The organism is Streptomyces gossypii (assembly GCF_025165795.1).
In the GTDB taxonomy this organism is placed as follows: domain Bacteria; phylum Actinomycetota; class Actinomycetes; order Streptomycetales; family Streptomycetaceae; genus Streptomyces; species Streptomyces gossypii.
Genome location: NZ_JAJAGO010000005.1, coordinates 138,593 through 162,249 on the forward strand (window position 1 = coordinate 138,593; position 23,657 = coordinate 162,249).

The following is a 23,657-nucleotide window of genomic DNA, read 5'->3' on the forward strand; positions in this document are numbered from 1 at the left end:
TTGATCGGAGGGAAACCACCGGCACGGCGGCGACAATGGGGGCATGACAGCACGACTCCCGGCGCGGCGCGGCACGCTGCGGATCTATCTGGGCGCCGCCCCCGGAGTCGGCAAAACCTACGCCATGCTCGCCGAGGCGCACCGCCGCTGTGAGCGGGGCACCGATGTCGTCGTCGGCTTCGTCGAGCATCACGGCCGCCCCCGTACCGAGGTGATGCTGCACGGCCTGGAGCTGATCCCCCGCACCGAGCGCGTGCACCGGGACGTGGTCCTCACCGAGATGGACACGGACGCGATCCTGGCCCGGCGCCCGGCGGTGGCCGCCGTCGACGAGATGCCGCACACGAACGTGCCCGGTGGCCGCCACCAGAAGCGCTGGCAGGACATCGGGGAACTGCTGGACGCCGGCATCGACGTGATCTCGACGGTGAACATCCAGCACCTGGAGTCGCTCGGCGACGTCGTCGAGTCCATCACGGGCGTACGGCAGGGTGAGACCGTCCCGGACGAGGTCGTGCGCCGCGCCGACCAGATCGAGCTTGTCGACATGTCCCCGCAGGCGCTGCGCCGTCGCATGGCGCACGGCAACATCTACACCCCGGACAAGGTCGACGCCGCGCTCTCCAACTACTTCCGTCCCGGCAACCTGACCGCCCTGCGCGAGCTGGCCCTGCTGTGGACCGCCGACAGGGCCGACGAGCACCTGCGCGCATACCGCGAGGAACACCGCATACGCTCCACCTGGCGGGCCCGCGAGCGGATCGTCGTCAGTCTGAGCGGCGGGCCCGAGGGCCGTACGCTGCTGCGGCGCGCCGCTCGGGTGGCCGCGAAGGGGTCCGGCAGTGAGATCCTCGCCGTGCACATCGGCCGGGCCGACGGACTGACGGCCGTCTCGCCCAAGGAACTGGCAGTCCAGCGGAGCCTTGTCGAGGACCTCGGCGGCACCTACCACCATGTCATCGGCGACGACATACCCGGCGCACTCCTGGACTTCGCACGCGGTGTGAACGCCACCCAGATCGTGCTCGGCTCCAGCCGCCGCAAGAGCTGGCAGTACGTCTTCGGCCCCGGCGTGGGCGCCAGCGTCGCCCGCGACTCCGGGCCGGACCTGGATGTCTACATGGTCACGCACGAGGAGGTGGCCAGGGGCCGCGGGCTGCCCGGCGCGCGGGGCGCACGCCTGGGGCGTTCACGCATCGTCGCGGGCTGGCTGACCGGACTCCTGGGGCCCTGCCTGCTGAGCCTGCTGCTCACCACCGTGGAACCGGACCTGGGCCTGGCCAACGAGGTGCTGCTCTTCCTGCTGCTCACCGTGATGGCCGCGCTGGTCGGCGGACTCCTCCCGGCCCTCGCCGCGGCGGGTGCCGGCTCGCTGCTGCTCAACTACTTCTTCACCCCGCCCGTGCACACCTGGACGATCTCCAGTCCCCGGAACGTCGTCGCGCTCGTCGTCTTCGTCGTGATCGCGATCGCCGTCGCCTCCGTCGTGGACCTCGCCGCACGCCGCACCCACCAGGCGGCCCGGCTGCGCGCCGAGTCAGAGATCCTCTCCGTCCTCGCGGGCAGCGTGCTGCGCGGCGAGGACTCCCTGGAGGCCCTGCTCGACCGGGTGCGGGAGACCTTCGGGATGGAGTCGGCGGCCCTGCTGGAGCGCGCGGGGGAGCACGCGCCCTGGACCTGCGCGGGCAGCGCCGAGGCGGCAGGCGCCCACGGCCCGCCCGCACGCCCGGAGGACGGCGACGCGGACATGCCGATAGGCGACCGGATGATGCTCGTACTGCGCGGGCGGGTGCTGCCCGCCGAGGACCGCCGGGTGCTGGCCGCGTTCGCCTCGCGGGCCGCGGGGGTGCTGGACCGCCAGCGGCTGCTGAGCCAGGCCGAGGACGCCCGGAAGCTGGCCGAGGGCAACCGCATCCGTACGGCCCTGCTGGCCGCCGTGTCGCACGATCTGCGTACGCCGCTGGCCGCCATCAAGGCCGCGGTCTCCTCGCTGCGTTCCGATGACGTCGCCTGGTCAGAGGAGGACGAGGCCGATCTCCTGGAGGCCATCGAGGAGGGCGCGGACCGCTTGGACAACCTCGTCGGCAACCTGCTGGACATGTCGCGCCTGCAGACCGGCAGCGTCACCCCGCTGATCCGGGAGACCGGCCTGGACGAGGTGGTCCCCAAGGCGCTGGGCGGCGTGCCGGAGGGCAGCGTCACCCTGGACATCCCCGAGTCGGTGCCCACCGTCGCCGTCGATCCGGGACTGCTGGAGCGGGCGGTCGCCAACATCGTCGAGAACGCCGTCAAGTACAGCCCCGGCGGCGGGCCCGTCGTCGTACGGGCGAGCGCGCTGGGGGAGTGGGTGGACCTGCGGGTGCGGGACCGGGGACCGGGGGTGCCGGACAGCGACAAGGAGCGCATCTTCGAACCGTTCCAGCGGCGCGGCGACGCACCGCGCGGCGCCGGGGTCGGCCTCGGGCTGGCCGTGGCACGGGGCTTCACCGAGGCGATGGGGGGCTCCCTGGAGGCCGAGGACACCCCCGGCGGCGGCATGACCATGGTGCTCAGCCTCCGGGCCGCCCCCGGCCGCCCGGCCGTCCGGCCCGGCCTCTCCGCACAGGTCTCCTCCTGATCGCTCCTCGTCACCGACCCCACCGGCCCGCTGCCCACCGGCCGCATCCCGCCAGCCGCCGCATCCCAGACTGCCGAGTGAAAGGACCGCCCCCATGCACCGGGTGCTCGTGATCGATGACGAGCCGCAGATCGTCCGCGCCCTCGTGATCAACCTCAGGGCGCGGAAGTACGCCGTGGACGCAGGTCACGACGGTGCCACGGCCCTGCGACTGGCCGCCGAGCGGCGCCCTGACGTCATCATCCTCGACCTGGGGCTCCCCGACATGGACGGCGTCGAAGTCATCCGCGGCATCCGAGGCTGGACCCGCGTACCCATCCTGGTGCTCTCCGCCCGCCAGACCTCGGACGAGAAGGTCGAGGCGCTGGACGCAGGTGCGGACGACTACGTCACCAAGCCCTTCGGCATGGACGAACTGCTCGCGCGGCTGCGAGCCGCCGTGCGCCGGACCGAACCGGCGACCTCCGGGGGCGCGGAACCGGGCATCGTCGAGGCCGAGGCGTTCACGGTCGACCTCGCCGCGAAGAAGGTGAACCGCGCGGGCCGCGACATCCGGCTGACCCCGACGGAGTGGCACCTGCTGGAGGTGCTCGTACGGAACACCGGGCGGCTGGTCAGCCAGCGGCAGCTGCTCCAGGAGGTGTGGGGCCCCTCCTACGGCACCGAGACGAACTATCTGCGGGTCTACATGGCGCAGCTGCGCCGCAAACTGGAGAACGACCCGTCGCATCCACGGCACTTCATCACGGAACCCGGGATGGGATACCGCTTCGAGACGTGAACGGGGGCGGAGCCAAGGCGGCCCTCGCACCGGTACGCTGGCGGTTATGACAGGTGTCTCACGGGACGAGAAGCGAGCCGGCCGGTTCCGGCGCTTCCTGGAGCGACTGTCCTCCTCGGACGAGGACCTTCGCTCCGCTGAGCTGCGGGAGGACGCGGTCACCACGGGTTGCACCCGTATCTGTGACTGCGACGACCGTCAGCGGGTCCGGGTCACCGGTACACTACGCACCGTCACCTTGCGGCCACTCGCCGGAGTGCCCACCCTGGAGGCGGAGCTCTTCGACGGATCGGCCGCGTTGGACGTGGTCTGGCTGGGCCGGCGCGCGATAGCCGGTATCGAGCCGGGCCGCAGGATCATCGCATGGGGGCGGGTCGCGATGGACCGCGGCCGCCCGGTGCTGTTCAACCCGAAGTACGAGCTTCGACCCCTGGGACAGGAGTAGCGGGTGACCTCCCTCGACAAGCCGGCCCGTGCCGGTCAGGACGCGCCGACGGACGAGGCGGGCGGCGACAGCCCAGCCGGCCGCGCGGCATCGCAAGCGGCCCTCCTGGAGGCGTTCGGGGGTTTGCGCGGTCTGGTGGAGACGACGGTGCCCGGCCTCGTCTTCATCCTGATGTTCACCATCGACAAGGATCTGAAGACCTCCGCCATCGCCGCGCTGGTCCTCTCCGGTCTGCTCGGGCTCGCCCGGCTGCTGCGCAAGGACACCCTCAAGCACGCCTTCGGCGGGGTCTTCGGCGTCGGCGTGGGCGTCGTCTTCGCGATGATGACCGGCAACGCCAAGGACTTCTACCTGCCGGGCATGCTCTACGGGCTCGGGCTCGCGCTCGCCTATCTGATCACCGCGGCGGCGGGCGTACCGCTGCTCGGCCTGATCCTCGGCCCGGCCTTCAAGGAGAACCTCTCCTGGCGCACCCGCAACCCGGGCCGCAAGCGGGCCTACGTGAAGGCCAGCTACGCGTGGGGCTTCATCTTCCTCGGCAAGTCCGCGATCCTCTTCCCGCTCTACTGGTGGGCCGATCCGACGAAGTTCGGCTGGGTCACGGTCGCGCTGAAGATTCCGCCGCTGCTGCTGGCCGTCTATCTGACCTGGATCTTCCTCGCCAAGGCTCCGCCGCCGATCAACGTGATCGCTGAGATGGAGGCGGAGGAGGCGGCCGAGAAGGCAGCCGAGGAGGCGGCGAAGGCGGCCAGGGCGGCCGACGGTGCAGCGGTCGACGGTGCAGCGGTCGACGGCGCGCCGGCCGAGCCGGAGGGCACCGGACCACGCCACCGCCGCTGACCTGCGGAGATAGCGCGGGAGAGGAGTTACGACCGGGTGCGCGGTAGCCAGCGGATCAGGTCGTCACCCGGCTTCCGGTGCGAACGCCTGGGCGACGGCGAGGCTGTCCTCGTAGACATGGTGCCGGGAGATCAGGCCGCCTTCGACGGTGAGGTGCAGGGCGAACCGCGAGCGGTAGGCGCGTCCCGTGGACCGTGCGGTCTGACGGATCTCACCGAGCACGACCGCGTCGGCGCCGTCGACGAGCACTCGTTCGACCTCCGTCGCCACCTGCTCCGGTATGTGGTGCTCGCTGATCTCCCGGTAGTGGGCCGCCGCGTCGGCCCGGCTGCTCCGGTGGCGGATCCACGGGGTCTCGGTCCGGCCGTGCTCCGTCTCCGGCCAGTTCAGCTTCCAGTCGGCGCCCGAAGCGTACAGCTCGGCGATCCGCTGCGGATCGCCTTCGCCGATCCTGCGGAGCAGTTCTTCGACGACGCCGCGGGTGGTCGTGAGTGTCTCTGTGGGCATGGCTGGTCCTTCCCGTCCGGAACGCCCCGATCGGAGCGTGGTACGTCCATCTGACCAGCCTCGACGCGCCCTGACGATTACCCCAGGGGTAAGAGCCGCGGAGGTGGCCGGTTGCAGGGGCGAGGGGCTGTCGGGTGACCTCCAAGCCTGCGCCCCGCGCCGTAACGCGAGGGGAGACCGCTACGCGGTGTCGCGCACCGACAGCAGGTTCTCCAGCTGCTCCTCGCGGTCCGGCGCGGCGACGAACAGCAGCTCGTCGCCCGGCTCCAGCGCGTCCTCCGCGTTCGGCGCCATCACGTGTTTGCCCCGGATGATCGTCACCAGCGCTGTGTCCTGCGGCCAGGTGACCTCGCCCACCCGGGTGCCCGCCAGCGCCGCCTCGGGCGGCAGCGTCAACTCGACGAGGTTGGCGTCACCCTGCGAGAAGCGCATCAGCCGCACCAGATCGCCGACGCTCACCGCCTCCTCGACCAGCGCGGACATCAGCCGGGGAGTGGAAACGGCAACGTCCACGCCCCACGACTCGTTGAACAGCCATTCGTTCTTGGGGTTGTTGACCCGCGCGACGACCCGCGGCACTCCGTACTCGGTCTTCGCCAGCAGGGAGACGACCAGGTTCACCTTGTCGTCGCCGGTGGCCGCGATCACCACATGGCACCGCTCCAGGGCCGCCTCGTCCAGTGAGGTGATCTCGCAGGCGTCCGCCAGCAGCCACTCCGCCTGCGGAACCCGCTCGACCGAGATCGCCGTCGGCGCCTTGTCGATGAGCAGCACCTCGTGGCCGTTCTCCAGCAGCTCGCCCGCGATCGAGCGGCCCACCGCCCCGGCCCCCGCAATAGCAACCCTCATCGCTGCTGCGCCTCCTCGGGCCCCTTGGCGAAGGCCGCCTCGACGTCGGCGACCCGGTCGCAGCGCATCATCACATGCACAAGATCGCCCTCCTGCAGCACCGTCTGCGAAGTCGGCAGCATCGCCTCACCCAATCGGGTGAGGAAGGCGATCCGCACACCGGCCTCCTCCTGGAGCGTGCTGACCCGGTGTCCGACCCAGGAAGGCGACGCGTGCACCTCGGCGAGCTGCACCCGGCCGCTCGGGTCCCGCCACAGGGGCTCCGCGCCGTTCGGCAGCAGCCTGCGCAGCATCTGGTCGGCGGTCCAGCGCACGGTGGCGACGGTGGGGATGCCCAGCCGCTGGTAGACCTCCGCGCGGCGGGGGTCGTAGATGCGCGCGGCGACGTTCTCGACGCCGAAGGTCTCACGGGCGACCCGGGCCGCAATGATGTTGGAGTTGTCGCCGCTGCTCACGGCGGCGAACGCCCCGGCCTCCTCGACACCGGCCTCGCGCAGGGTGTCCTGGTCGAAGCCGATCCCGGTGACCCGGCGACCGCCGAAACCGGCGCCCAGCCGCCGGAACGCCGTAGGGTCGCGGTCGACGACCGCGACGGTGTGGCCCTGCTGTTCGAGAGCCTGCGCGAGCTCGGAGCCAACCCGCCCGCAGCCCATGATCACAATGTGCACGCCCGTCCCTCTCATCGCATCCAGCGGGCCGTATCAGCATCGCACGGTTGACCGCATACGATCCTCCCCGTGTCCAAGTTGACCGACGTGCCGAAACGAATCCTCATCGGGCGCGCCCGCCGCAGTGAAAAGCTCGGTGAGACGCTGTTGCCCAAGCGCGTCGCGCTCCCCGTGTTCGCCTCCGACCCGCTGTCCTCGGTGGCGTACGCGCCGGGCGAAGTCCTGATCGTCCTGTCGATCGCCGGGGCTTCCGCCTATCACTTCAGCCCCTGGATCGCGACAGCGATCATCGTACTGATGTTCACCGTGGTCGCCTCCTACCGGCAGAACGTGCGAGCCTACCCGTCGGGCGGCGGCGACTACGAGGTCGCCACCACCAACCTCGGGCGCCGGGCCGGGCTCACCGTCGCCAGCGCGCTGCTCGTCGACTACGTGCTCACCGTCGCCGTCTCCATCTCCTCCGGCGTCGAGAATCTGGGCTCGGCAGTCCCCTTCGTCGTCGAGAACAAGACGACCGTCGCCGTCGCTGTCATCCTGCTCCTGACGGTGATGAACCTGCGCGGCGTGCGGGAGTCGGGCAAACTCTTCGCGGTCCCCACCTACTGCTTCGTCGTCGGTGTGCTCGCCCTGATCCTCTGGGGAGTCATACGCACCGTGCTGCTCGACGACGACCTGAAGGCGCCGACCGCCGACTACGAGATCCATACCGAACACACCGAGGGCCTCGCCGGATTCGCGCTCGCCTTCCTGCTGCTGCGCGCCTTCTCCTCCGGCTGCGCCGCGCTCACCGGCGTCGAGGCGATCAGCAACGGGGTGCCCGCCTTCCGTAAGCCGAAGTCAAAGAACGCGGCCACCACGCTGGCGCTGATGGGCGTCATCGCGGTCACCATGTTCGGCGGGATCATCGCTCTGGCACTGGCGAGCGACGTGAAGATGGCGGAGCGGCCCAGCACCGAGATCCTGGTCAACGGCGAGCCCGCGGGCTCCGATTACGCACAGGATCCGGTCATCTCGCAGGTCGGCGCGGCCGTCTTCGGTGACGGCTCACTGCCTTTCGTCTTCCTCGCCGCCGCCACCGCGCTCGTGCTCTTCCTGGCCGCCAACACCTCCTACAACGGCTTCCCGCTGCTCGGCTCCATCCTGGCGCAGGACCGCTACCTGCCCCGCCAGCTGCACACCCGCGGCGACCGGCTCGCCTTCTCCAACGGCATCGTGCTGCTCGCGGGCGCGGCAGCGATACTCGTCGTCGTCTACGAGGCGGACTCCACCCGGCTCATCCAGCTCTACATCGTCGGGGTCTTCGTCTCCTTCACGCTGAGCCAGACGGGCATGGTCCGGCACTGGAACCGCCTGCTGCGGACGGAGACCCGCCCCCCGGAGCGCCGCCGCATGCTGCGCTCCCGCGCGATCAACACCTTCGGCGCCTTCTTCACCGGCATCGTGCTGATAGTGGTACTGATCACCAAGTTCTCGCACGGCGCGTGGGTCTCGCTCGTGGGCATGGGGCTCTTCTACGCGCTGATGACCGCCATTCGCCGGCACTACGACCTGGTGGCCGAGGAGCTCGAGACCGACGAGGAGGGCGAGCCGCCGGTGCGGCCCTCACGCGTCCACTCCATCGTCCTGGTGTCCAAGATCCACAAGCCCACACTGCGCGCCCTCGCGTACGCACGGCTGATGCGCTCCGACAGCCTGGAGGCCGTCACCATCAGCGTGGACCCCTCGGAGACCAAGGAGCTGCGCGCCGAATGGGACCGGCGGGGCATCGACGTACCGTTGAAGATCCTTGAATCGCCCTACCGCGAGGTCACCCGGCCGGTCATCGACTATGTGAAGCGGATGCGCAAGGAGCACCCGCGTGACGTGGTGAGCGTGTACATCCCGGAGTACGTCGTCGGCCACTGGTACGAGCAGCTGCTGCACAACCAGAGCGCGCTGCGGCTGAAGGGCCGCCTGCTGTTCACCTCCGGTGTGATGGTCACTTCGGTGCCCTGGCAGCTGGAGTCCTCCGAGATCGCCAGGCGGCGGGCCAGGCGGCGCGCGGACTGGCACGCGCCCGGTGCGGTCCGGCGGGGGCCGGTGCCCGGTCAGGGGAAGCGGGACGAGCAGTAGACTGGTCAGTTGCGGTTCCTTCCTTCCGCCTGATTCCGCTCATACCCCCTCGTTCTTCCTCGTTCTCCCCGCCTCGTACGTACTGGAGCCATCCCCTCATGCCCGAGCCTCTGCCGGACAGCGCCGAAAGCACCGCCGTCTCCCTCGTCGGAGAGGAGTACGAGGTCGAGGTCGGCCCCGTCGCCCACGGCGGACACTGCGTGGCCCGGACAGCCGAGGGTCAGGTCCTCTTCGTACGGCACACCCTCCCCGGCGAGCGGATCCGGGCCCGGGTCACCGAGGGCGGCACCCGCTCCAGCTATCTGCGGGCTGACGCCGTGGAGATCATCGAAGCCTCGAAGGACCGCGTGCCCGCACCCTGCCCCTACGCGGGCCCCGGCCGCTGCGGAGGCTGCGACTGGCAGCACGCCAAGCCCGGCGCGCAGCGGCGGCTCAAGGCCGAGGTGCTGACCGAGCAGCTGGAGCGGCTGGCCGGACTGACCGCCGAAGACGTGCGCTGGGACGGCACCGTGGAGCCCGCGCCGGGCGACAAGGTGCCCGCCGGTGAGGTGCCCGCCTGGCGTACCCGGGTGCAGTACGCGGTCGACGAGGAAGGCCGGGCGGGGCTGCGCAGGCACCGTTCGCACGAGGTGGAGCCCATCGACCGGTGCCTGATCGCGAGCCCGGAGGTGACCGAACTGGGCATCGAGAAGCACGCCTGGCCGCAGATCGCGTCCGTGGACGCCATCGCCGCCACCGGCTCCAACGACCGACAGGTGGTGCTCACCCCGCGCCCCGGCGGCAGGCTTCCGCTGGTGGAGCTGGACAAGCCCGTCTCGGTGCTGCGGACCGGAGAGAAGGACAAGGCGGTGCACCGTGTGCACGGCCGCCCGTACGTACGCGAGCGTGCCGAGGACCGCACCTGGCGCGTGGGCGACGGCGGCTTCTGGCAGGTGCACCCGCAGGCCGCCGAGCTGCTGGTGGACGCGGTGATGCGCGGACTCACCCCGCGCAAGGGCGAGATGGCGCTCGACCTCTACTGCGGCGTCGGGCTGTTCGCGGGCGCACTGGCCGAACGGATGGGCGAGGAGGGCGCGGTGCTCGGCATCGAGTCCCACAAGCGCGCGGTGGAGGACGCCCGGCACAACCTCGACGACTTCCCCCGCGTCCGCATCGAGCACGGCAAGGTCGACGCGGTGCTGCCGCGTACCGGCATCACCGAGGCCGACCTCATCGTCCTGGACCCGCCGCGCGCGGGCGCGGGCAAGAAGACCGTCCAGCTGCTCGCCGGGCTCTCCCCGCGCCGCATCGCCTACGTCGCCTGCGACCCGGCGGCCCTGGCTCGCGACCTCGACTACTTCCGCGAGGCGGGCTACACCTCCCGCTTCCTCCGCGCCTTCGACCTCTTCCCGATGACCCACCACATGGAGTGCGTCGCCATCCTGGAGCCCGCCTCAAAGCGCTCCTGACCTGCAGGTTTGTCCATGTGCAGTATGTGCGGTGTGGGCGTTACGGGCGATATCTTGACGCTGAAATGACGCTCGTGACGCTCATTTGACGCTCGTTGATCATGGTTCAGCCTGTCACCGGACGCCGGCTCTGGCGGTACTCGGCGACAGGTCAGCGGCCGAGAGAGCGGCCTGGTCGAGGCGTGAGGAGTGAGCGACCGGGTGGCGGGTTCCGAGTTACTCGGTCTGAGTACCTCGATCCTCGACTGGCCCCAGTCGAGGCGGGGACCAGGCTGACCGGCGGCCCACCCCCGGCTCGATACGCAACTGGGCGCCTGGGCTGGGGGCTTCACCCCGCAGTCGGGCGACAAGTGGCTTGCACGGCAATCCTTCCTCGGTTGCGACCTGTGGGGCGGTACTCGTGCATTTCCCCCGCTCAGCACCAGCCCCAACCGGCGGCTGGAGCCAACGCATAGAGCCTCCACCGATCCCGGAGCGGTTCAATCCGTGGGTGGAGTCCCGACCGGACACTCATCCACCCCTCCCCGCACCGTTCCCGGGGTCGGGGCACTCGTGCACGTACGGCGTCTCCAGCCACAGCCCCTGCCCGTAGAGCGCGGACAGACGCTGGAACTGGCGGCGCTCCGCGGCGGAATCCTCGGGCAACGGCAGGCGCAGCGCTGCCAGCAGGTCGAAGCGGTGGAGTTCGACGGCGCTGTGCACCAGTAGCGCGTAGATGCGCGCGGCCTGTACGGCGCCCGCGTATGCGAGCCAGGCCACCAGCGGCGGAATCCCGGCCAGCAGGGCGAGCCAGCCGGACCGACAGAGCAGCAGGGCGCCTGGCACGGTGGTCAGGGCGCTGATCGTGGCGGTGGTGAGCGCTTGGTCCAGGCTGTCCCGAGCGTCGTCCACGAGCGTCCGGGTCTGCTCGGGCAGGACCGGATAGAGGTACGGCCATAGCGCCGTGGCGTGCCAGCCGTGTGTCCGCCCGGCCTCCGCCCACAGGGCCCCGAGCACGTTGCCCAGACGGGTGGCCCGCACTGCATGATCCGGTGGAAAGCGGCGTGCGAGCCGCCGGGCGGCGACGACGACGTCCCGCCGCTGCGACACCGAGAGCGCTGCCGGATCGCCGGTCGTCTGGGTCCCACCCTCCAGCCGGAAGCTCATCGGTCTCGCCTCTTCCTTCATGTCCTGCGAGCCCGGGAACACGACGGTCCCGCTCAGTTCTGCACGGTCCACTGACACATCTCCCGGTTCTGCCAGGTGAGGGGCGGGGCACACGGTGTGGGCGGGGGTCCCTACAGCAGGGCGCCGCCGGACACTTCGAGGCGCTGGGCGGTGACCCATCGCAGGTCCTCGGAGGCGAGCGCGGCGATGGCGTCGCCGATCTCCTGCGGTTCGCCGACGCGGCCGAGCGCGGTCTGCGCGCTCAGGCCCTCGCGCATCTGCGCGTCGTCCCGCATGGCGCCGCCGTTGAAGTCGGTGGCGGTCGGCCCCGGTGCGATGGCGTTGACGCGGATCTTGCGCGCCCCCAGCTCCACGGCCAATGTCCGGCTGAGGACCTCGACCGCCGCCTTGGAGGCCGAGTACACCGAGGTGCCGGCACTGGTGTGGCGGCTGAGGGAGGAGGAGACGTTGATGATCCGCCCCCCGTCGGCCAGCACGGGCGCAAGCGCCTGGATGAGGAAGAACGTGCCGCGCACGTTGGTGTCCATCACCGCGTCGTAGTCGTCGACCGTGACCGCTTCCAGCGGTCCGAACAGCCCGATCCCGGCATTGTTGACCAGGACGTCCAGCCGGGTCGCTTCCCAGCGCTCCAGCTGCGCGGCCAGGTGGGAGACGAAGGCGGGAAAGGAGGCCACGTCGCTGATGTTTAGCCGCAGTGCGGCGGCCGTGGCGCCGGTGTCCTGAATGCTCTTGACCGTCTTGTCGGCCTCCTGCGCGTCGCCGCGGTGGGTGACGATGACGCACAGCCCGTGCCGGGCCAGCGACTGGGCCGTGGCCCGGCCCAGCCCGCGATTGCCGCCGGTCACCAATGCGATCTTGCCTGACTCCATGAGCGCTTCTCCTTCGGGAACGGAACGACGCCGGCCGGGAGCGCTCCCGCCGACCGAATGCGAGTCGTGCGACTCGCCTCCCTGTCCACGTAAACATCTGCACAGAGGCGAGTCAAGTGACTCGCCTCGCGATGGGTCATACTGGGCCCATGACCGCAGGACTCTCCGCGCACCATCAACGAATCGCTCAGCGCAAGCGCGAGGCGATCACCGCAGCGGCCACGAAGCTGTTCCTGGAACGGGGCTATGACGGGACCTCGCTGGCGAAGATCGCGCAGGAAGCGGTCGTCTCGAAGTCCACGCTGTTCAAGCAGTTCCCCACCAAGGCGGCGCTCTTCGAAGCCATCGTCACCGAGTACTGGAAGGGCGGGCCGGACCCGGCGGCGCCCGCGACGCAGCCCGGTGACCTGCGCGCCGGCCTGAGCGCGATCGGCCGCCAGTACGCCGACCTGATCGGCCGGCCCGCGATGGCGGCTCTCTTCCGCATCGTCATCGCCGAACTGCCGCGCTTCCCGGAACTGGGACGGGCTCAGTTCGAGCTGGGCAAGCTGCCCTACTTCATCTCCGTCCAGCACTACCTGGAGGCCCAGCACGCTGCGGGCACTGCGGTGGTACCTGACGCGGAGAGCGCCACCAACCAGTTCCTCGGCATGATCGCCAACTACGTCCTGTGGCCGCGGATGCTGCTCGCCGACTGGAGCCCCGCACCCGCCGACGTCGGCCACGCCGTCGACGAGGCGGTCACGACGATGCTCGCCCGCTACGGCCGCAGCGCCGGCGACCCGCAGCACTCCTGAGGGCTCCGGCGCCGCTGCGGGTGCGGACGGCGCCCGCCTCCGGACCCCCGGAACGCTGCGGGAGGCTGCCGGTCAGTGCCGGGGCGGCCTGTAGGCGTCATTCACGGCGACGGGGGCCCGCCGGCGGCCGTGCCGCCGCCGGGAATGTAGACGGTGTCCCCGACCGTCGCCGCGGCGGTGCTGTGGCGCGGCACGGGCATGGGGGCCAGGCACTGCCAGCGGTTGCGGGCCCTGTCGGCATACCCTCGGCCCCTTGGGTATTCCGTAAGCGAGGGATCGTAGATATCGGGGCCGGGAATTCGACGGTCGGTGTTCTGCGAAACAGCGGCACGGACGGCCGTCAGGCGGTGCCGTGAAGCGGCGTACGTTTCGACCCCTACGTCACGCGCAGCAGCCCGCAGAGCCGTCACGGCCTGTGCCAGGGCGATTCCTGCAGAAGTGACCGCCTCCATACAGGCAATCACCTCGGCCGATTCGCGGACTTCGCTCGCGCGCCTCGACCGCAGCTGGCTCTGGCTGCGGCTCTTCCGCCGGAACGATCGGCGCCACACCCGCAAGGGCGGCTAAAAGGTGATCGGCGTCCGCCCACGGGACCGTGATGTGCACGAACCCGGAAACAGGTAGCGGGGCGAAGCCGTGGCCATGTCCAGCGCCGTACTTGCTGTGCTCGCTGTGACAGGTCAGGTCAATGCCGACCCGCTCGGCGAGAAGCCGGATCCCTCGGACTGCTTCGTCGGCCCAGCTGTTTCGTATCTTGATGGGCGCGCGACCGTAGCGATCCAGGTCTCCTTGATAGGGCGAGGCAGGAACCTCAATGAGTACACCACCGTCGCCCTCGGCGAGAAACGCCTTCGCGTCCGGAGCACCCCCTTCCCTGAGAACCGTTTCGAGGCCCCGCCCGAGCCTCCGCTTCTCCTCCTCCGTGTACCTGGACCACTTGCGCACACGCACGCCGACTCCTCCCCTCGATGGCCGGGCCGCCCGGCCGGAACGGCGACTTCCGCTGCTCAGACATCTCCGCCGAGCAGGCGTACCAGGACTTCGTCGAGCGGGACTGGACCGTCCCCGCCGCCGGGGTGCGCGCACCGGCGGGGCACCCGGCCATACCGGCGAGGTGCGTGCTGTGGCGGTCACTACGGACGGGCGCCGCGTGGTCTCCGGAGGAGGCGACGGCACGGTGCGGGTGTGGGACCTGGTTAAAGGGCGTGGGCTGCTGACCTTGGCGACCAGGACCTCGGGACCAGCACTCCGCCAGGAGGTCGGGAGAGTCCTCGCCACCGGCGAGGCATGCGCCCGACCAGCCCCCCCACAGAAAGGGCACCAAACCCCGACGCACAAAGTGACCTGCGGCACGGGTCCCGGCCACGGTGTCAGACATGCTCCGTATGCTGCCGCCCATGAGCATTCTTGGGGAGTACCTGCGTGTCACTCCTGCGGAATTGGACCGGGCGCTCAGGAATCCCGAATGGGCCCTGGAACTCGCCGAGGAGATACAGGACACGCAGGAGGAGAGCGAGCCGGCACCCAGCGAGGCGCGGCACTTCACCACGCACAAGACATGGGATCTGCTCGGCTTCCTTCTGCGACGCTTGGCCTTCCCCGTCGACATCGTCCACGGTGAAGAACCCCTCACCGCCGACGACTGGGGCTACGGACCGCCGCAGTACCTGACCCCGGATCGAGTACGGCTGGCCGCTGACACCCTGCACCAGACGACGTATGACCAGCTCATTCAGGGCGTCGATCCCTCCGAACTCGCCGAGGCCGAGATCTACCCCCGAATCCGGGACTCGCCCACCTCACTGGAGTGGGCCCGCGACCTGTTCACTCCCCTGACAGAGTTCTTCCAAGGTGCCGCATCCACCGGTCACGCGATGCTGATCTGGCTCGACTGAGCCACCTCCGGCGGCCGGACGTTGAATGACAAGCTGAGAACCTGTTGCCGAACTTCTCTGCCCCCGGGATGTCGAGGGAGCGGAGGTCAGGAGGGTGGTGCGGCCGGGATGGGTGTGGACCCTGTCTCAAGAAGCCGAGATCCGGAACACCATCTACCGATCACGGCAGACCACCGCGGGGCGACCGGACGCGGTGGGCGTGTGACCGGTCGGTCGGCGCCCGCGGTGCTGCCCCCGTCGCTGCGCGCGTGGCTCGGGCTGATCTCGGCCCTGGCCGCGCTGATGGTCGTCGTGCTCGGGGTCCTGTACGCCGGCCACGGCCGGCCCGGCATGGTGGACGCGTGGATCCAGCCGGCGGGGGGCGGTGTGCGGCCGCCGTGGCGGCACGTCGCTCTGGCCACGGACTTCCTGGGGGAGCCCGCCGGAGCGGCGACGCTGGTCGTGGCCGCCGTGACGGGCTGCCTGCTGCTTCGGCGGCCTCGTGCGGCGCTGCTCTTCGTTGTCGGTCCCGGTATGACGGTGGGGATGACGACGCTGATCAAGCCCCTGGCGGGACGTACCATCCACGGCGTGCACCTGTCCTACCCGAGCGGGCACACCGCCTTCCTCACCGCGCTCGCCCTCGTGGTGGCGCTGCTCGCGGCCGGCCGGCTCGGCCTCGGCAGGACGGCCGGCACGTTGCTCGTGCTCGCCGCGGCGCTGGTGGCCGGCGCCGCCATGGGCTGGGCGCAGGTCGCTCTGGGTGCGCACTATCCGACGGACGTCCTCGGCGGCTGGTGCACCGCGCTGGCGGTGATACCGGCGACCGCGTGGCTGGTCGACCGGCTGGCTGACGCCGGTTGGCGGGAGCGCCGCTGACGTCACGTCACGCCAAGCGGCGGAACACGGGTTTCACCGGTCGCCCGGCCAGCCAGGAGGTGGGGTCGGCGGCGTCCAGCGCCTTGCGGTACACCGCACATGCCTGGGCCACTGTGTCGACGGTGTGGTCGATGTCGGCGTCGTCGAGCGCGCTGCTCACCACGAACGACGGGGCCAGCACCCCGCCCGCGAGCAGCCGGCGCAGGAACAGGGTGCGGTACTGCTGCGACGGCTGCCGGTTCTCGTCGAGGGTGGCGAAGACCAGGTTGCTGGCCCGGCCCCGGACGACGAGGTGGTCGCCGACGCCCATGCTGGCCGCGGCGTCGCGGACACCGGCGGCCAACCGCTCGCCGAGGGCGTGCAGTCGCGCGGTGACGCCCTCCTCGACGTAGGTGGTGAGCACGGCCATCGCGGCGGCCAGCGAGTGCGTTTCCGCACCGTGCGTGGTGGACAGCAGGAACACCCGCTCGCGGGAGTGGCGCAGCCCGCCCCGCTCCATCAGATCGCGGCGCCCGGCCAGCGCGGAGACGGCGAACCCGTTGCCCAGCGCCTTGCCGAACGTGGAGAGGTCGGGGACGACGCCGTACAGGCCCTGGGCGCCTGCTTCGGACCAGCGGAGGCCGGTGATCATCTCATCGAAGATCAGTACGCAGCCGTGCCGGTCGGCCAGTTCGCGCAGGCCGGCGAGGTACCCGGGAGTGGGGTCTTCCCTGCTCGGACGAAGTGGAGAGCTGGGGGAGGGTTCGGTGTGGTCGGCGGGTTCGAGAATCAGGCAGGCGACCTCGCCTTGGTACCGGGTGAGCAGCTCCTCCGTGGCGGCCAGGTCCCCGTAAGGGAACGCCACGGTCAGCTCGGTGGTAGCCGCCGGAACACCGGCGGACATCGGCGTGGTGCCGATGAACCAGTCGTCGGTGGAGTAGAACGGATGGTCGCCGCAGATGGCCACCCGCGGGCGCCCGGTGACGGCGCGGGCGAGGCGCACCGCGGCGGTGGTGACGTCGGAGCCGTTCTTCGCGAACTTCACCATCTCCGCGGTCGGCACGGTGGCCAGGAAGCGTTCCGCGGCCTCGACCTCCACGATGGACGGCCGGACGAAGTTGCTGCCGCGGTCGAGTTCCCGCCGCACCGCCTGGATCACGCGTGGATGGGCGTGGCCGAGGCTGACCGACCGCAGGCCGGAGCCGTACTCGACGTAGCGGTTGCCGTCGATGTCCCACACGTGGGCACCGCGGCCGTGGCTGATGACCGGGGCCAGGTTGTCGGGGTACTGGTCGTCACCCTTGGCGTAGGTGTGCGCGCCCCCGGGAATCATGGCGTGCAGCCGCTCGTTCGCCAGCCGCGACCGGGGCAGGAGGAACTCTTCGGTGTCCACGCCGGCCTCACCGCTCTTTCTGCCGCAGGGCCTCGGCGAGGCTCGGCGCCTCCCGGTCCCGCTGGGACATCGATGTGACGGGCAGCGGCCAGGGAATGGCGAGCTCGGGGTCGTCGAAGGCGATCGTCACGTCCTCGGCCGGATCGTGCGGGCGGTCGATCCGGTACGAGACGTCGGCGGTCCCGGTCAGCGCCTGGAAGCCGTGCGCGCACCCAGCCGGGACGTACAGGGTCGCCTGCGTCTCGCCGGACAGCTCGAAGAAGGCCCGGGCGCGGTATGTCGGCGAGTCCGTCCGCAGGTCCACGACGACGTCGAAGACCCTCCCGTACGAGCACCGCACCAGCTTGGCCTCGCCGGCGCCGGAGCGCAGGTGCAGGCCGCGCAGCACGCCCCGGGCCGAGCGGGACACGCTGTCCTGGAGGAAAGTGGCCGGGTCGAGGCCCACCGAGCGGACCACGTCGGCGTCGAACGTGCGGCAGAAGAAGCCGCGTTCGTCGGCGTACGGCGTCGGTTCGAACAGGTACGCGCCGACGATCGCCGGGATTCCGGTCGCCTTCATGGAGCCTCCCGCAGGGCGTGAGTGTGGTCGGCCGCAGGGAACAGGGCCGCGGTCAAGGCGGTGAACTGGTGCTCGACGCGCCGGGCGGCGACCAGGTTGCGCTCGGAGAGGGTCCGCCGCAGCTCCGCCGATCCCCGCTCCAGTGCCCGGAACTGCTCCAGCAGCCGGTCGGTGTCGACCTCGCGGGCCGGGTGGCAGTACGCGCCCAGTCCCATCCGGGCCATGAGCGCGTCGCTCTTCGCCGAGTAGCTGAGTGCGAGCGTCGGCGTGCCGACCTTCAACGCGCAGACCAGGTTGTGGTACCGGGTCGCCACCACGGTGTCGGCTGCCGCCATCTCCTTCATCAGGTCGGCCAGCGAGGCCGTCTCGGCAGCGGTGACCAGCGGCGAGTCCACCGCGTCGAGGATCGCGGCGACCACCGGCCGGTCGACCTCGTCGCCGGTGAGCAGCCGGACCGGCCTGCCGTCCTCGACCAGCGCGCGGACGAATCCGGTCGTCCCGTCGAGGTAGCGCCGGTGGATCTCCTCGGCCCGGGCGCGGTCGTCGTCGCTGCCGTGGAAGGCCATGACGCCGACGCAGACCGGGTCCGGCGTTTTCGAGGGCGCGCCGGCCGGAGGTGTCGGCAGGGCGAATGCGAGGTCCTCGTAGATCTGGTCGCGCGCGGTGTCCACGCCCATCGCCCGCATCGCGTCGCGGGACAGGGCGTCCCGGTACGACCTGTACGCGGCCAGCCGCGCCGACCAGCGCGTCAGGGTTCGGGTCGGCCGCCGGCCGATCGCGGCGGCGCCCACACTGACCAGCGCGACGCGGGTGCCGAACAGCCGGCCGGTCGCGCAGAGCAGGAACAGCGAGTACGGGAAGCCCCATGGCCGCAGCGGCAGCGTGGCCTCCAGGACGCCCGTGCCCGGCACGATCACCACGTCGTGCCGGCGCACCCAGACGGCGGTGCGGACGGCGTCGACGAGTTTGCCCAGACCCTTGGCCGCGATCGCGCCCGCACGTGACGCGGTCCGGTACTCCCCGCGGTACCAGTTCAGCCGCGTGGCGGAAATCCGGTACCGGGCCGCGATGACCTCGGGTCCGCCGCACAGCGCGTCCACGACCGCCTCCGGGTGCTCGGCGCGGAGGTACCCGAGCACGGCCTCGAGCGACCCGTTGTTGCCGACATTGCCGGAGCCGAGCAGACCGAACACCCCGACGCGGACCGGAGTCCCGTGCGCGGACGTCATGCCTGCCTCCCCTCACGGCCGGCGACGAGGGCGTCGACGGAGACGGTGAGCCGGCCCGGGTCGACCGGGGCGCGGTCCTCGACCCGCTCCCCGGCGCCCGGCCGGACCCGGGCGGCCATCCATGCGGCCAGGTGGCGGTAGCAGGAGCGCCGGTCGGCCGCGGACAGCGGCGCCCGCCGGATCGCCGCGACGAAGCCCCAGACGTACTCGGCGAGCAGCCGGGGCGTCGGGTGCAGCGGGCCTGCCCGACGCGGGTCCAGGTTGACGCACCGGGAGCGCTTGCCGGGGTTCGCCCGCTCGGCGCGGGTGGGGTGGTCGCGGCGGAAGTACAGCAGCTCCGGCACCTGGTGGAAGGGCCCGTGCAGGACGATCTCGGCGACGAAGGTGCGGTCCGCGTGGTGGTAGCTGTCGTGCGGCTTCACCCGGCGCAGCACGTCAGCCCGCATCACCCCGTAGAAGTCGTCGCCGCCGGGCTCGAACAGCAGACTGCGGAAGCGCTCCGGCGGGTGCGGCGAGTCGGTGGCGAGCCCGTACTCGTACGGGACCTTCACTCGGCCGCCGCCGTCGATGACCGCCTGGCCGGAGTGCGCGAGGATCACGTCCGGCCGCTCGTCCAGCACCTCCATGCAGCGCCGCAGCAGGTCCCGGGCGTACAGGTCGTCGTGCGAGGCCCACTTGAACAGCTCGCCGCGGCACTCGGTGAACACGTGGTTGTGGTTCGGTGCGGCGCCGATGTTCCGGGGCAGCCGGAGGTACCGGATGCGCGCGTCGCGCGCTGCGTACCGGCGGCAGACGTCCTGGGTCCCGTCGGTCGAGGCGTTGTCGGAGATGACCAGTTCGAAGTCCTCGTAGGTCTGGCCGAGCAGGGCGTCGAGGGCCTCGGCAAGGTACTCCTCGCCGTTGTACACGGGCAGGCCGATACTCAGCCGGGGAATGCGGCGAAATGCAGCCATGGCGTCCTCACTTCGCGGATGGGGTTCAGGGGGTGTCGGAGGGATCTTTGCGGAGGCGCTCGCGCAGGGCGGACCGCAGGTGCAGCCACCACACGGCCGAGCCGCAGACGGACGCGGCGGCGACGCCCCAGGCCGAGCCGACCGTGCCGGCCACGGCCGCCCCGCCGAGCCCGCCGCCGACATAGCAGGCGGAGGCGAACAGTTGGCAGCGCAGGCTGCGCCGGGCCGCGCCGAGTGCGCGCAGCCCGGCCGCCGCGCCGCTGCCGAGGCCGGCGCCCGCGACGCTGAGCGTGGCCGGCACGATGAGCTCCGAGGCGGAGTGCCAGACGCCGCCGAGCACGAACTCGCCGGCCGGGTCCGGCACCAGCAGCAGCGCCGCGCCCCAGAGCAGCGCGGCGGCGGCCAGCCCGCCGCCCAGCAGGAGGCAGAACGAGCCCAGCCGGTGCGGGGCCTGCCGCAGCATCCGTGCCGCCTCCGCGACGGTGACCAGCGTCAGCCCCATCAGCACAGCGAGGAACGGGCCGAGCAGGAGCTCGGAGCCCCGGACCACACCCACCGCGCTGACCCCGACGATCGCACCGAGCCCGTACGCCCGCAGCTGGCTCGCGCCGCTGACGCAGGTGTTCTCGACCAGGTACCGGTAGCCGAGGTCGCGCTGCTCGCGAAGCCACTCGCGCGCTCCGGTCAACTGGGGCCGAATGCCGGACTGTAGGCAGCCGTACCCCGCGGCAACCGCGGCGGACCCGCCCCAGGCGAGCACGAAGGCGGCCACGCTGCCCACGTGGGCCGCCACCACCATGGCCGGGACGAGTGCGGCTCCCCACACGAGGTCGTTGACGAACGCCTTCCGACCGGTGCCGGCGGCGAAGAACGAGTACCGCCAGGCGTCCTGCAGCAGCAGCCCCGGCAGCATGACGCCGAGGCCGGCGAACGCGGGCCCCACGCTGCCGCCCAGACCCAGCCCGGCCACCAGACACGCCGCGCCGATGGCGGCACCGACAACGAGCGCGGTACCCGAGGCCCGGGCCACCGCCCCGCGCCAGGACGATTCCGGCACGCCGCTGAAGCGCACCACGAGCGGGTCGGTGGCCAGCCCGCGGGAGACGCTGAGCACTACGCCGTAGGTCACCCAGGCCAGGCTGAACACGCCGAACGCGGCCAGCCCCAGCGAGCGTGCCACGTAGATTCCCACCGCGAAGTTGGAAATGCTGGAGGCCGCCTGATCGGCCAGTCCCCAGGACAGCCGGCCGACGATGGCCCGCGTGCCGGCCCGCCGGGCGTGTCCGGCCCGGTCCGCCGGGGGCTCCGTTGTCCTCGGATTCTCCCTCCCGGTGGTCATCGGCGTCATGCCTTGATCAGCCCGGCGCCGTGCAGGGCGCCGGCCGCGACCGCGACGGTGTCGAACGGCAGCCCGGACCGCTCGGCGACGTCCAGCAGACTGTGCTCGCCGTCGGAGAGGCTGAGCACCCAGAGCATGGCCATCTGGGCCTGCTTCGCGTCGCTGCGTCCGCCGAGCGAGTCGTACAGACCACGCCGGCCCAGCTGTGGCTCGCCGTAGGGGCTGAGGTTGACGTACCGCCGGTTGCGGTCCAGTACGGCGAATGCCTCGCGGCAGACGGCGAGAGTGTCCGCCATCGCCTCCGGGGAGACGAAGTCCAGGTTGTCCGCCGAGGTGTGGTATTCGGGGTAGCCGGCGTACGGGGTTCGGCTGAGCGAGCCCACGCCGAGATCGAACCCGGGCGAGCAGAACTGCCGCTCGTCGTAGCCGTACGGAGTGAACTCGGCGACGCGGTGCGGGCGTGCGGAGGCGACCAGGACGTGCTGCATCACCCGGTCGATCTCCGCGTCGCCGCGCCTGCTCTGCTTGTACGTCAGCCGGCCCGGGTCGCCGGTGCAGGCCAGCACCAGCCCGTGCTTGACCCGTTCCACCCGCTCCGCGTTGCGGGCCAGCCAGGTGATCGCCCCGATGGTGCCGGGCGCGAACAGGAACCGGTAGGTGTACCAGGGCGTCTTCTCCGCCAGCGCCTGGGCCAGGAACGTCGCCACCGCGATGCCGGCGAGGTTGTCGTTGGCCAGCGACGGGTGGCAGACGTGGCAGGAGACGATCACCTCGTCGGGGACCTGCCCGGGCACCACGTGCTCGGCGTAGGTGAGGTGGCCATCGGTGAGTGCGGAGTCGATGTGCACCTCGTACTCGCCGTCCGGCAGCGCGTCCAAGGTCTCCTGGGCCAGGCAGAACCCCCATTCCGGCTTGTAGTAGCTGGTGCGGTACGGCACCCAGGCCGGGTGGTCCGGCAGGGTGTGCAGGTGTCCGCGCAGCTCGGCCAGCGGCATGGTCGCCGACACCGGCAAGCTGTAGCCGAGCACGTGCAGGCTGGACGCGGCGAAGTCGACGACCCGGTTGCCGGCGGTGTCGGCGACGTACGCGTCCCGGATGTTCCACTCCTGCGGCACCGTCCAGTCGAGCACCCGCGTCCCGGTCGGCACCTCGTGCACCTGCAGCGGAACGTACTCGTCGACGATCTCCAGGGTGGCGCGCACACCGTCGCCGGTGATGCTCCGGCACAGCGGGTACAGCCGCTCCACCAGCGCGTACATCTGCTCGCCGGCCGCGGTCACCGGCGCCACCGCAGGGTGTCGTCGACGGCTCCTGCGTCGGACGCCGCGCGCAGCACGGCCAGCCGGGTGAAGCGTCGCTCGAAGTCCTCCCGGGTCAACCCGTGTTTCCGGTAGGCGTCGGCGAGTTCGAGCGCGCCCTGCTTCACCGTCCACTCGCAGTCGAAGCCGGGCACCGCGGCGCGGAACCGGGAGAAGTCCACCCGGTACGACCGCGGATCGGCACCGGTCTCCCCGGTGATCACCACCCGCGAGCCGGAGACCGCCGCGGCGACCTGCTCGGCGATCTCGGCGACCGTGACGTTGTTGATCTCGCTGCCGATGTTGAACGCCCGGTCGTGCACCGCCTGCCGCGGCGCGATCAGCGCGGCCGCGAAGGCCCGTGCGATGTCGGCGGCGTGCACCAGCGGGCGCCAGGGGGTGCCGTCGGAGAGCACCAGCACCTCGCCGGACAGGAGCGCGTGGCCCACCAGGTTGTTCAGCACGATGTCGGCGCGCAGCCGGGGTGAGTAGCCGAAGGCGGTGGCGTTGCGCATGAACACCGGGCTGAAGTCGCCGTCGGACAGCGCGTGCAGGTCGTCCTCCACCCGCACCTTGGACTCCGCGTAGGGCGTCACCGGGCGCAGCGGGGCGTCCTCGGTCACCAAGTCCGCCGAGTCACCGCCGCCGGCGGCGCCGTAGACCGAGCAGGTCGACGCGTACAGGAAGCGCCGCACTCCGGCATCGCGGGCCAGCCGGGCCAGCCGCACGGACGCGTGGTGGTTGATGTCGTAGGTGAGGTCCGGCGCCAGCGCCCCCAGCGGGTCGTTGGACAGCGCAGCCAGGTGGATCACGGCGTCCACCCCGGTCACGTGTTCGGCCGTGACGTCGCGCAGGTCCACCCGCTGCCCCATGGGGGCACTGCCCACAGGCGCGCCGGCGCCGACTGGGGGAGGGTCCGCGGGCGGCGGGCCCAGCACGCAGTCGGCGAACAGGCCGGCGTCCAGCCCGACGACCTCGTGCCCGGCGGCCGCGAGTACCGGGGCCATCACGGTGCCCAGGTAGCCCTGGTGTCCGGTCAGCAGTACGCGCAAGG

The 23,657-nt window shown here is 71.2% G+C and carries 21 protein-coding genes and 1 pseudogene; 10 read left to right on the forward strand and 12 right to left on the reverse strand.

What is annotated here, in order from left to right; all coding sequences use genetic code 11:
• Positions 1-43 precede the first annotated feature (43 nt).
• The 4 genes from LHJ74_RS12220 to LHJ74_RS12235 all read left to right on the forward strand — a co-directional run bounded on the left by LHJ74_RS12220 (position 44) and on the right by LHJ74_RS12235 (position 4,683).
• Positions 44-2,617, forward strand: coding sequence for a DUF4118 domain-containing protein (locus LHJ74_RS12220; protein ID WP_260217984.1), 2,574 nt, complete (start codon positions 44-46; stop codon positions 2,615-2,617).
• Between the two features lie 94 nt (positions 2,618-2,711).
• Positions 2,712-3,398: a response regulator gene (locus LHJ74_RS12225; RefSeq protein WP_260217985.1), complete on the forward strand. Its 687-nt coding sequence runs from the start codon at positions 2,712-2,714 to the stop codon at positions 3,396-3,398.
• A gap of 46 nt (positions 3,399-3,444) precedes the next feature.
• A complete protein-coding gene (locus LHJ74_RS12230; protein WP_260217986.1) occupies positions 3,445-3,843 on the forward strand; it encodes an OB-fold nucleic acid binding domain-containing protein in 399 nt (132 codons plus the stop codon).
• Between the two features lie 3 nt (positions 3,844-3,846).
• Positions 3,847-4,683 carry a DUF3159 domain-containing protein gene (locus tag LHJ74_RS12235; protein ID WP_260217987.1) on the forward strand — a complete coding sequence of 279 codons (837 nt, stop codon included), beginning with the start codon at positions 3,847-3,849 and terminating at the stop codon, positions 4,681-4,683.
• Between the two features lie 63 nt (positions 4,684-4,746).
• Here LHJ74_RS12235 and LHJ74_RS12240 read toward each other — a convergent pair whose 3' ends face one another.
• The 3 genes from LHJ74_RS12240 to LHJ74_RS12250 form a co-directional block, all read right to left on the reverse strand.
• Positions 4,747-5,190, reverse strand: a complete 444-nt coding sequence (locus LHJ74_RS12240) for a nuclear transport factor 2 family protein (protein WP_260217988.1) — start codon at positions 5,188-5,190, stop codon at positions 4,747-4,749.
• Positions 5,191-5,370: 180 nt separating this feature from the next.
• Entirely contained in the window at positions 5,371-6,039 is a 669-nt protein-coding gene (locus LHJ74_RS12245; RefSeq protein ID WP_260217989.1) for a potassium channel family protein, read from the reverse strand.
• Positions 6,036-6,707 carry a potassium channel family protein gene (locus tag LHJ74_RS12250; RefSeq protein WP_260217990.1) on the reverse strand — a complete coding sequence of 224 codons (672 nt, stop codon included), beginning with the start codon at positions 6,705-6,707 and terminating at the stop codon, positions 6,036-6,038. Before LHJ74_RS12250 ends, LHJ74_RS12245 begins: the two co-directional genes overlap by 4 nt.
• Before the next feature lie 69 nt (positions 6,708-6,776).
• On the opposite strand from LHJ74_RS12250, the gene LHJ74_RS12255 reads away from it, so the two are divergent.
• Together LHJ74_RS12255 and LHJ74_RS12260 are read left to right on the forward strand one after the other, a co-directional pair.
• Entirely contained in the window at positions 6,777-8,819 is a 2,043-nt protein-coding gene (locus tag LHJ74_RS12255; protein ID WP_260217991.1) for an APC family permease, read from the forward strand.
• A 98-nt stretch (positions 8,820-8,917) separates the two neighbouring features.
• On the forward strand, positions 8,918-10,267 hold the full coding sequence (locus LHJ74_RS12260) for a class I SAM-dependent RNA methyltransferase (RefSeq protein WP_260217992.1): 1,350 nt from the start codon (positions 8,918-8,920) through the stop codon (positions 10,265-10,267).
• Positions 10,268-10,777: 510 nt separating this feature from the next.
• Here LHJ74_RS12260 and LHJ74_RS12265 read toward each other — a convergent pair.
• The gene (locus tag LHJ74_RS12265; protein ID WP_260217993.1) at positions 10,778-11,485 is read right to left on the reverse strand and encodes a hypothetical protein; all 708 of its coding nucleotides are present in this window, start codon (positions 11,483-11,485) and stop codon (positions 10,778-10,780) included.
• A 59-nt stretch (positions 11,486-11,544) separates the two neighbouring features.
• Positions 11,545-12,303, reverse strand: a complete 759-nt coding sequence (locus LHJ74_RS12270; protein WP_260217994.1) for an SDR family NAD(P)-dependent oxidoreductase — start codon at positions 12,301-12,303, stop codon at positions 11,545-11,547.
• Between the two features lie 149 nt (positions 12,304-12,452).
• Between LHJ74_RS12270 and LHJ74_RS12275 the strand changes: the two genes are divergently transcribed.
• The 4 genes and pseudogenes from LHJ74_RS12275 (at position 12,453) to LHJ74_RS12290 (ending at position 15,853) form a co-directional block, all read left to right on the forward strand.
• Positions 12,453-13,100: a TetR/AcrR family transcriptional regulator gene (locus tag LHJ74_RS12275; protein ID WP_260217995.1), complete on the forward strand. Its 648-nt coding sequence runs from the start codon at positions 12,453-12,455 to the stop codon at positions 13,098-13,100.
• A gap of 814 nt (positions 13,101-13,914) precedes the next feature.
• A pseudogene (locus LHJ74_RS12280) lies at positions 13,915-14,280 on the forward strand (WD40 repeat domain-containing protein); the annotation flags it as partial.
• Between the two features lie 217 nt (positions 14,281-14,497).
• Positions 14,498-14,995, forward strand: coding sequence for a YfbM family protein (locus LHJ74_RS12285; protein WP_260217996.1), 498 nt, complete (start codon positions 14,498-14,500; stop codon positions 14,993-14,995).
• A gap of 201 nt (positions 14,996-15,196) precedes the next feature.
• The gene (locus tag LHJ74_RS12290; RefSeq protein ID WP_260217997.1) at positions 15,197-15,853 is read left to right on the forward strand and encodes a phosphatase PAP2 family protein; all 657 of its coding nucleotides are present in this window, start codon (positions 15,197-15,199) and stop codon (positions 15,851-15,853) included.
• Positions 15,854-15,860: 7 nt separating this feature from the next.
• Here the strand turns inward: LHJ74_RS12290 and LHJ74_RS12295 are convergent, their stop codons facing one another.
• Genes LHJ74_RS12295 through LHJ74_RS12325 form a run of 7 tightly spaced genes read right to left on the reverse strand, consistent with a single transcriptional unit; the run spans position 15,861 to position 23,655 of the window.
• The gene (locus LHJ74_RS12295; RefSeq protein ID WP_260217998.1) at positions 15,861-17,225 is read right to left on the reverse strand and encodes a glutamate-1-semialdehyde 2,1-aminomutase; all 1,365 of its coding nucleotides are present in this window, start codon (positions 17,223-17,225) and stop codon (positions 15,861-15,863) included.
• 7 nt (positions 17,226-17,232) lie between these two features.
• On the reverse strand, positions 17,233-17,784 hold the full coding sequence (locus LHJ74_RS12300; protein WP_260217999.1) for a dTDP-4-dehydrorhamnose 3,5-epimerase family protein: 552 nt from the start codon (positions 17,782-17,784) through the stop codon (positions 17,233-17,235).
• Positions 17,781-19,013 (reverse strand): polysaccharide pyruvyl transferase family protein, encoded by a 1,233-nt coding sequence (locus LHJ74_RS12305; RefSeq protein WP_260218000.1) that lies wholly within the window; start codon positions 19,011-19,013, stop codon positions 17,781-17,783. Before LHJ74_RS12305 ends, LHJ74_RS12300 begins: the two co-directional genes overlap by 4 nt.
• Positions 19,010-19,966: a glycosyltransferase family 2 protein gene (locus LHJ74_RS12310; RefSeq protein WP_260218001.1), complete on the reverse strand. Its 957-nt coding sequence runs from the start codon at positions 19,964-19,966 to the stop codon at positions 19,010-19,012. The genes LHJ74_RS12305 and LHJ74_RS12310 overlap by 4 nt, the downstream gene beginning before the upstream one ends.
• A 25-nt stretch (positions 19,967-19,991) precedes the next feature.
• Positions 19,992-21,305: an MATE family efflux transporter gene (locus LHJ74_RS12315; RefSeq protein WP_375546730.1), complete on the reverse strand. Its 1,314-nt coding sequence runs from the start codon at positions 21,303-21,305 to the stop codon at positions 19,992-19,994.
• A gap of 5 nt (positions 21,306-21,310) precedes the next feature.
• The gene (locus LHJ74_RS12320) at positions 21,311-22,594 is read right to left on the reverse strand and encodes a DUF4910 domain-containing protein (RefSeq protein WP_260218003.1); all 1,284 of its coding nucleotides are present in this window, start codon (positions 22,592-22,594) and stop codon (positions 21,311-21,313) included.
• Positions 22,582-23,655, reverse strand: a complete 1,074-nt coding sequence (locus tag LHJ74_RS12325; protein WP_260218004.1) for an NAD-dependent epimerase/dehydratase family protein — start codon at positions 23,653-23,655, stop codon at positions 22,582-22,584. Before LHJ74_RS12325 ends, LHJ74_RS12320 begins: the two co-directional genes overlap by 13 nt.
• Positions 23,656-23,657: the final 2 nt, after the last annotated feature.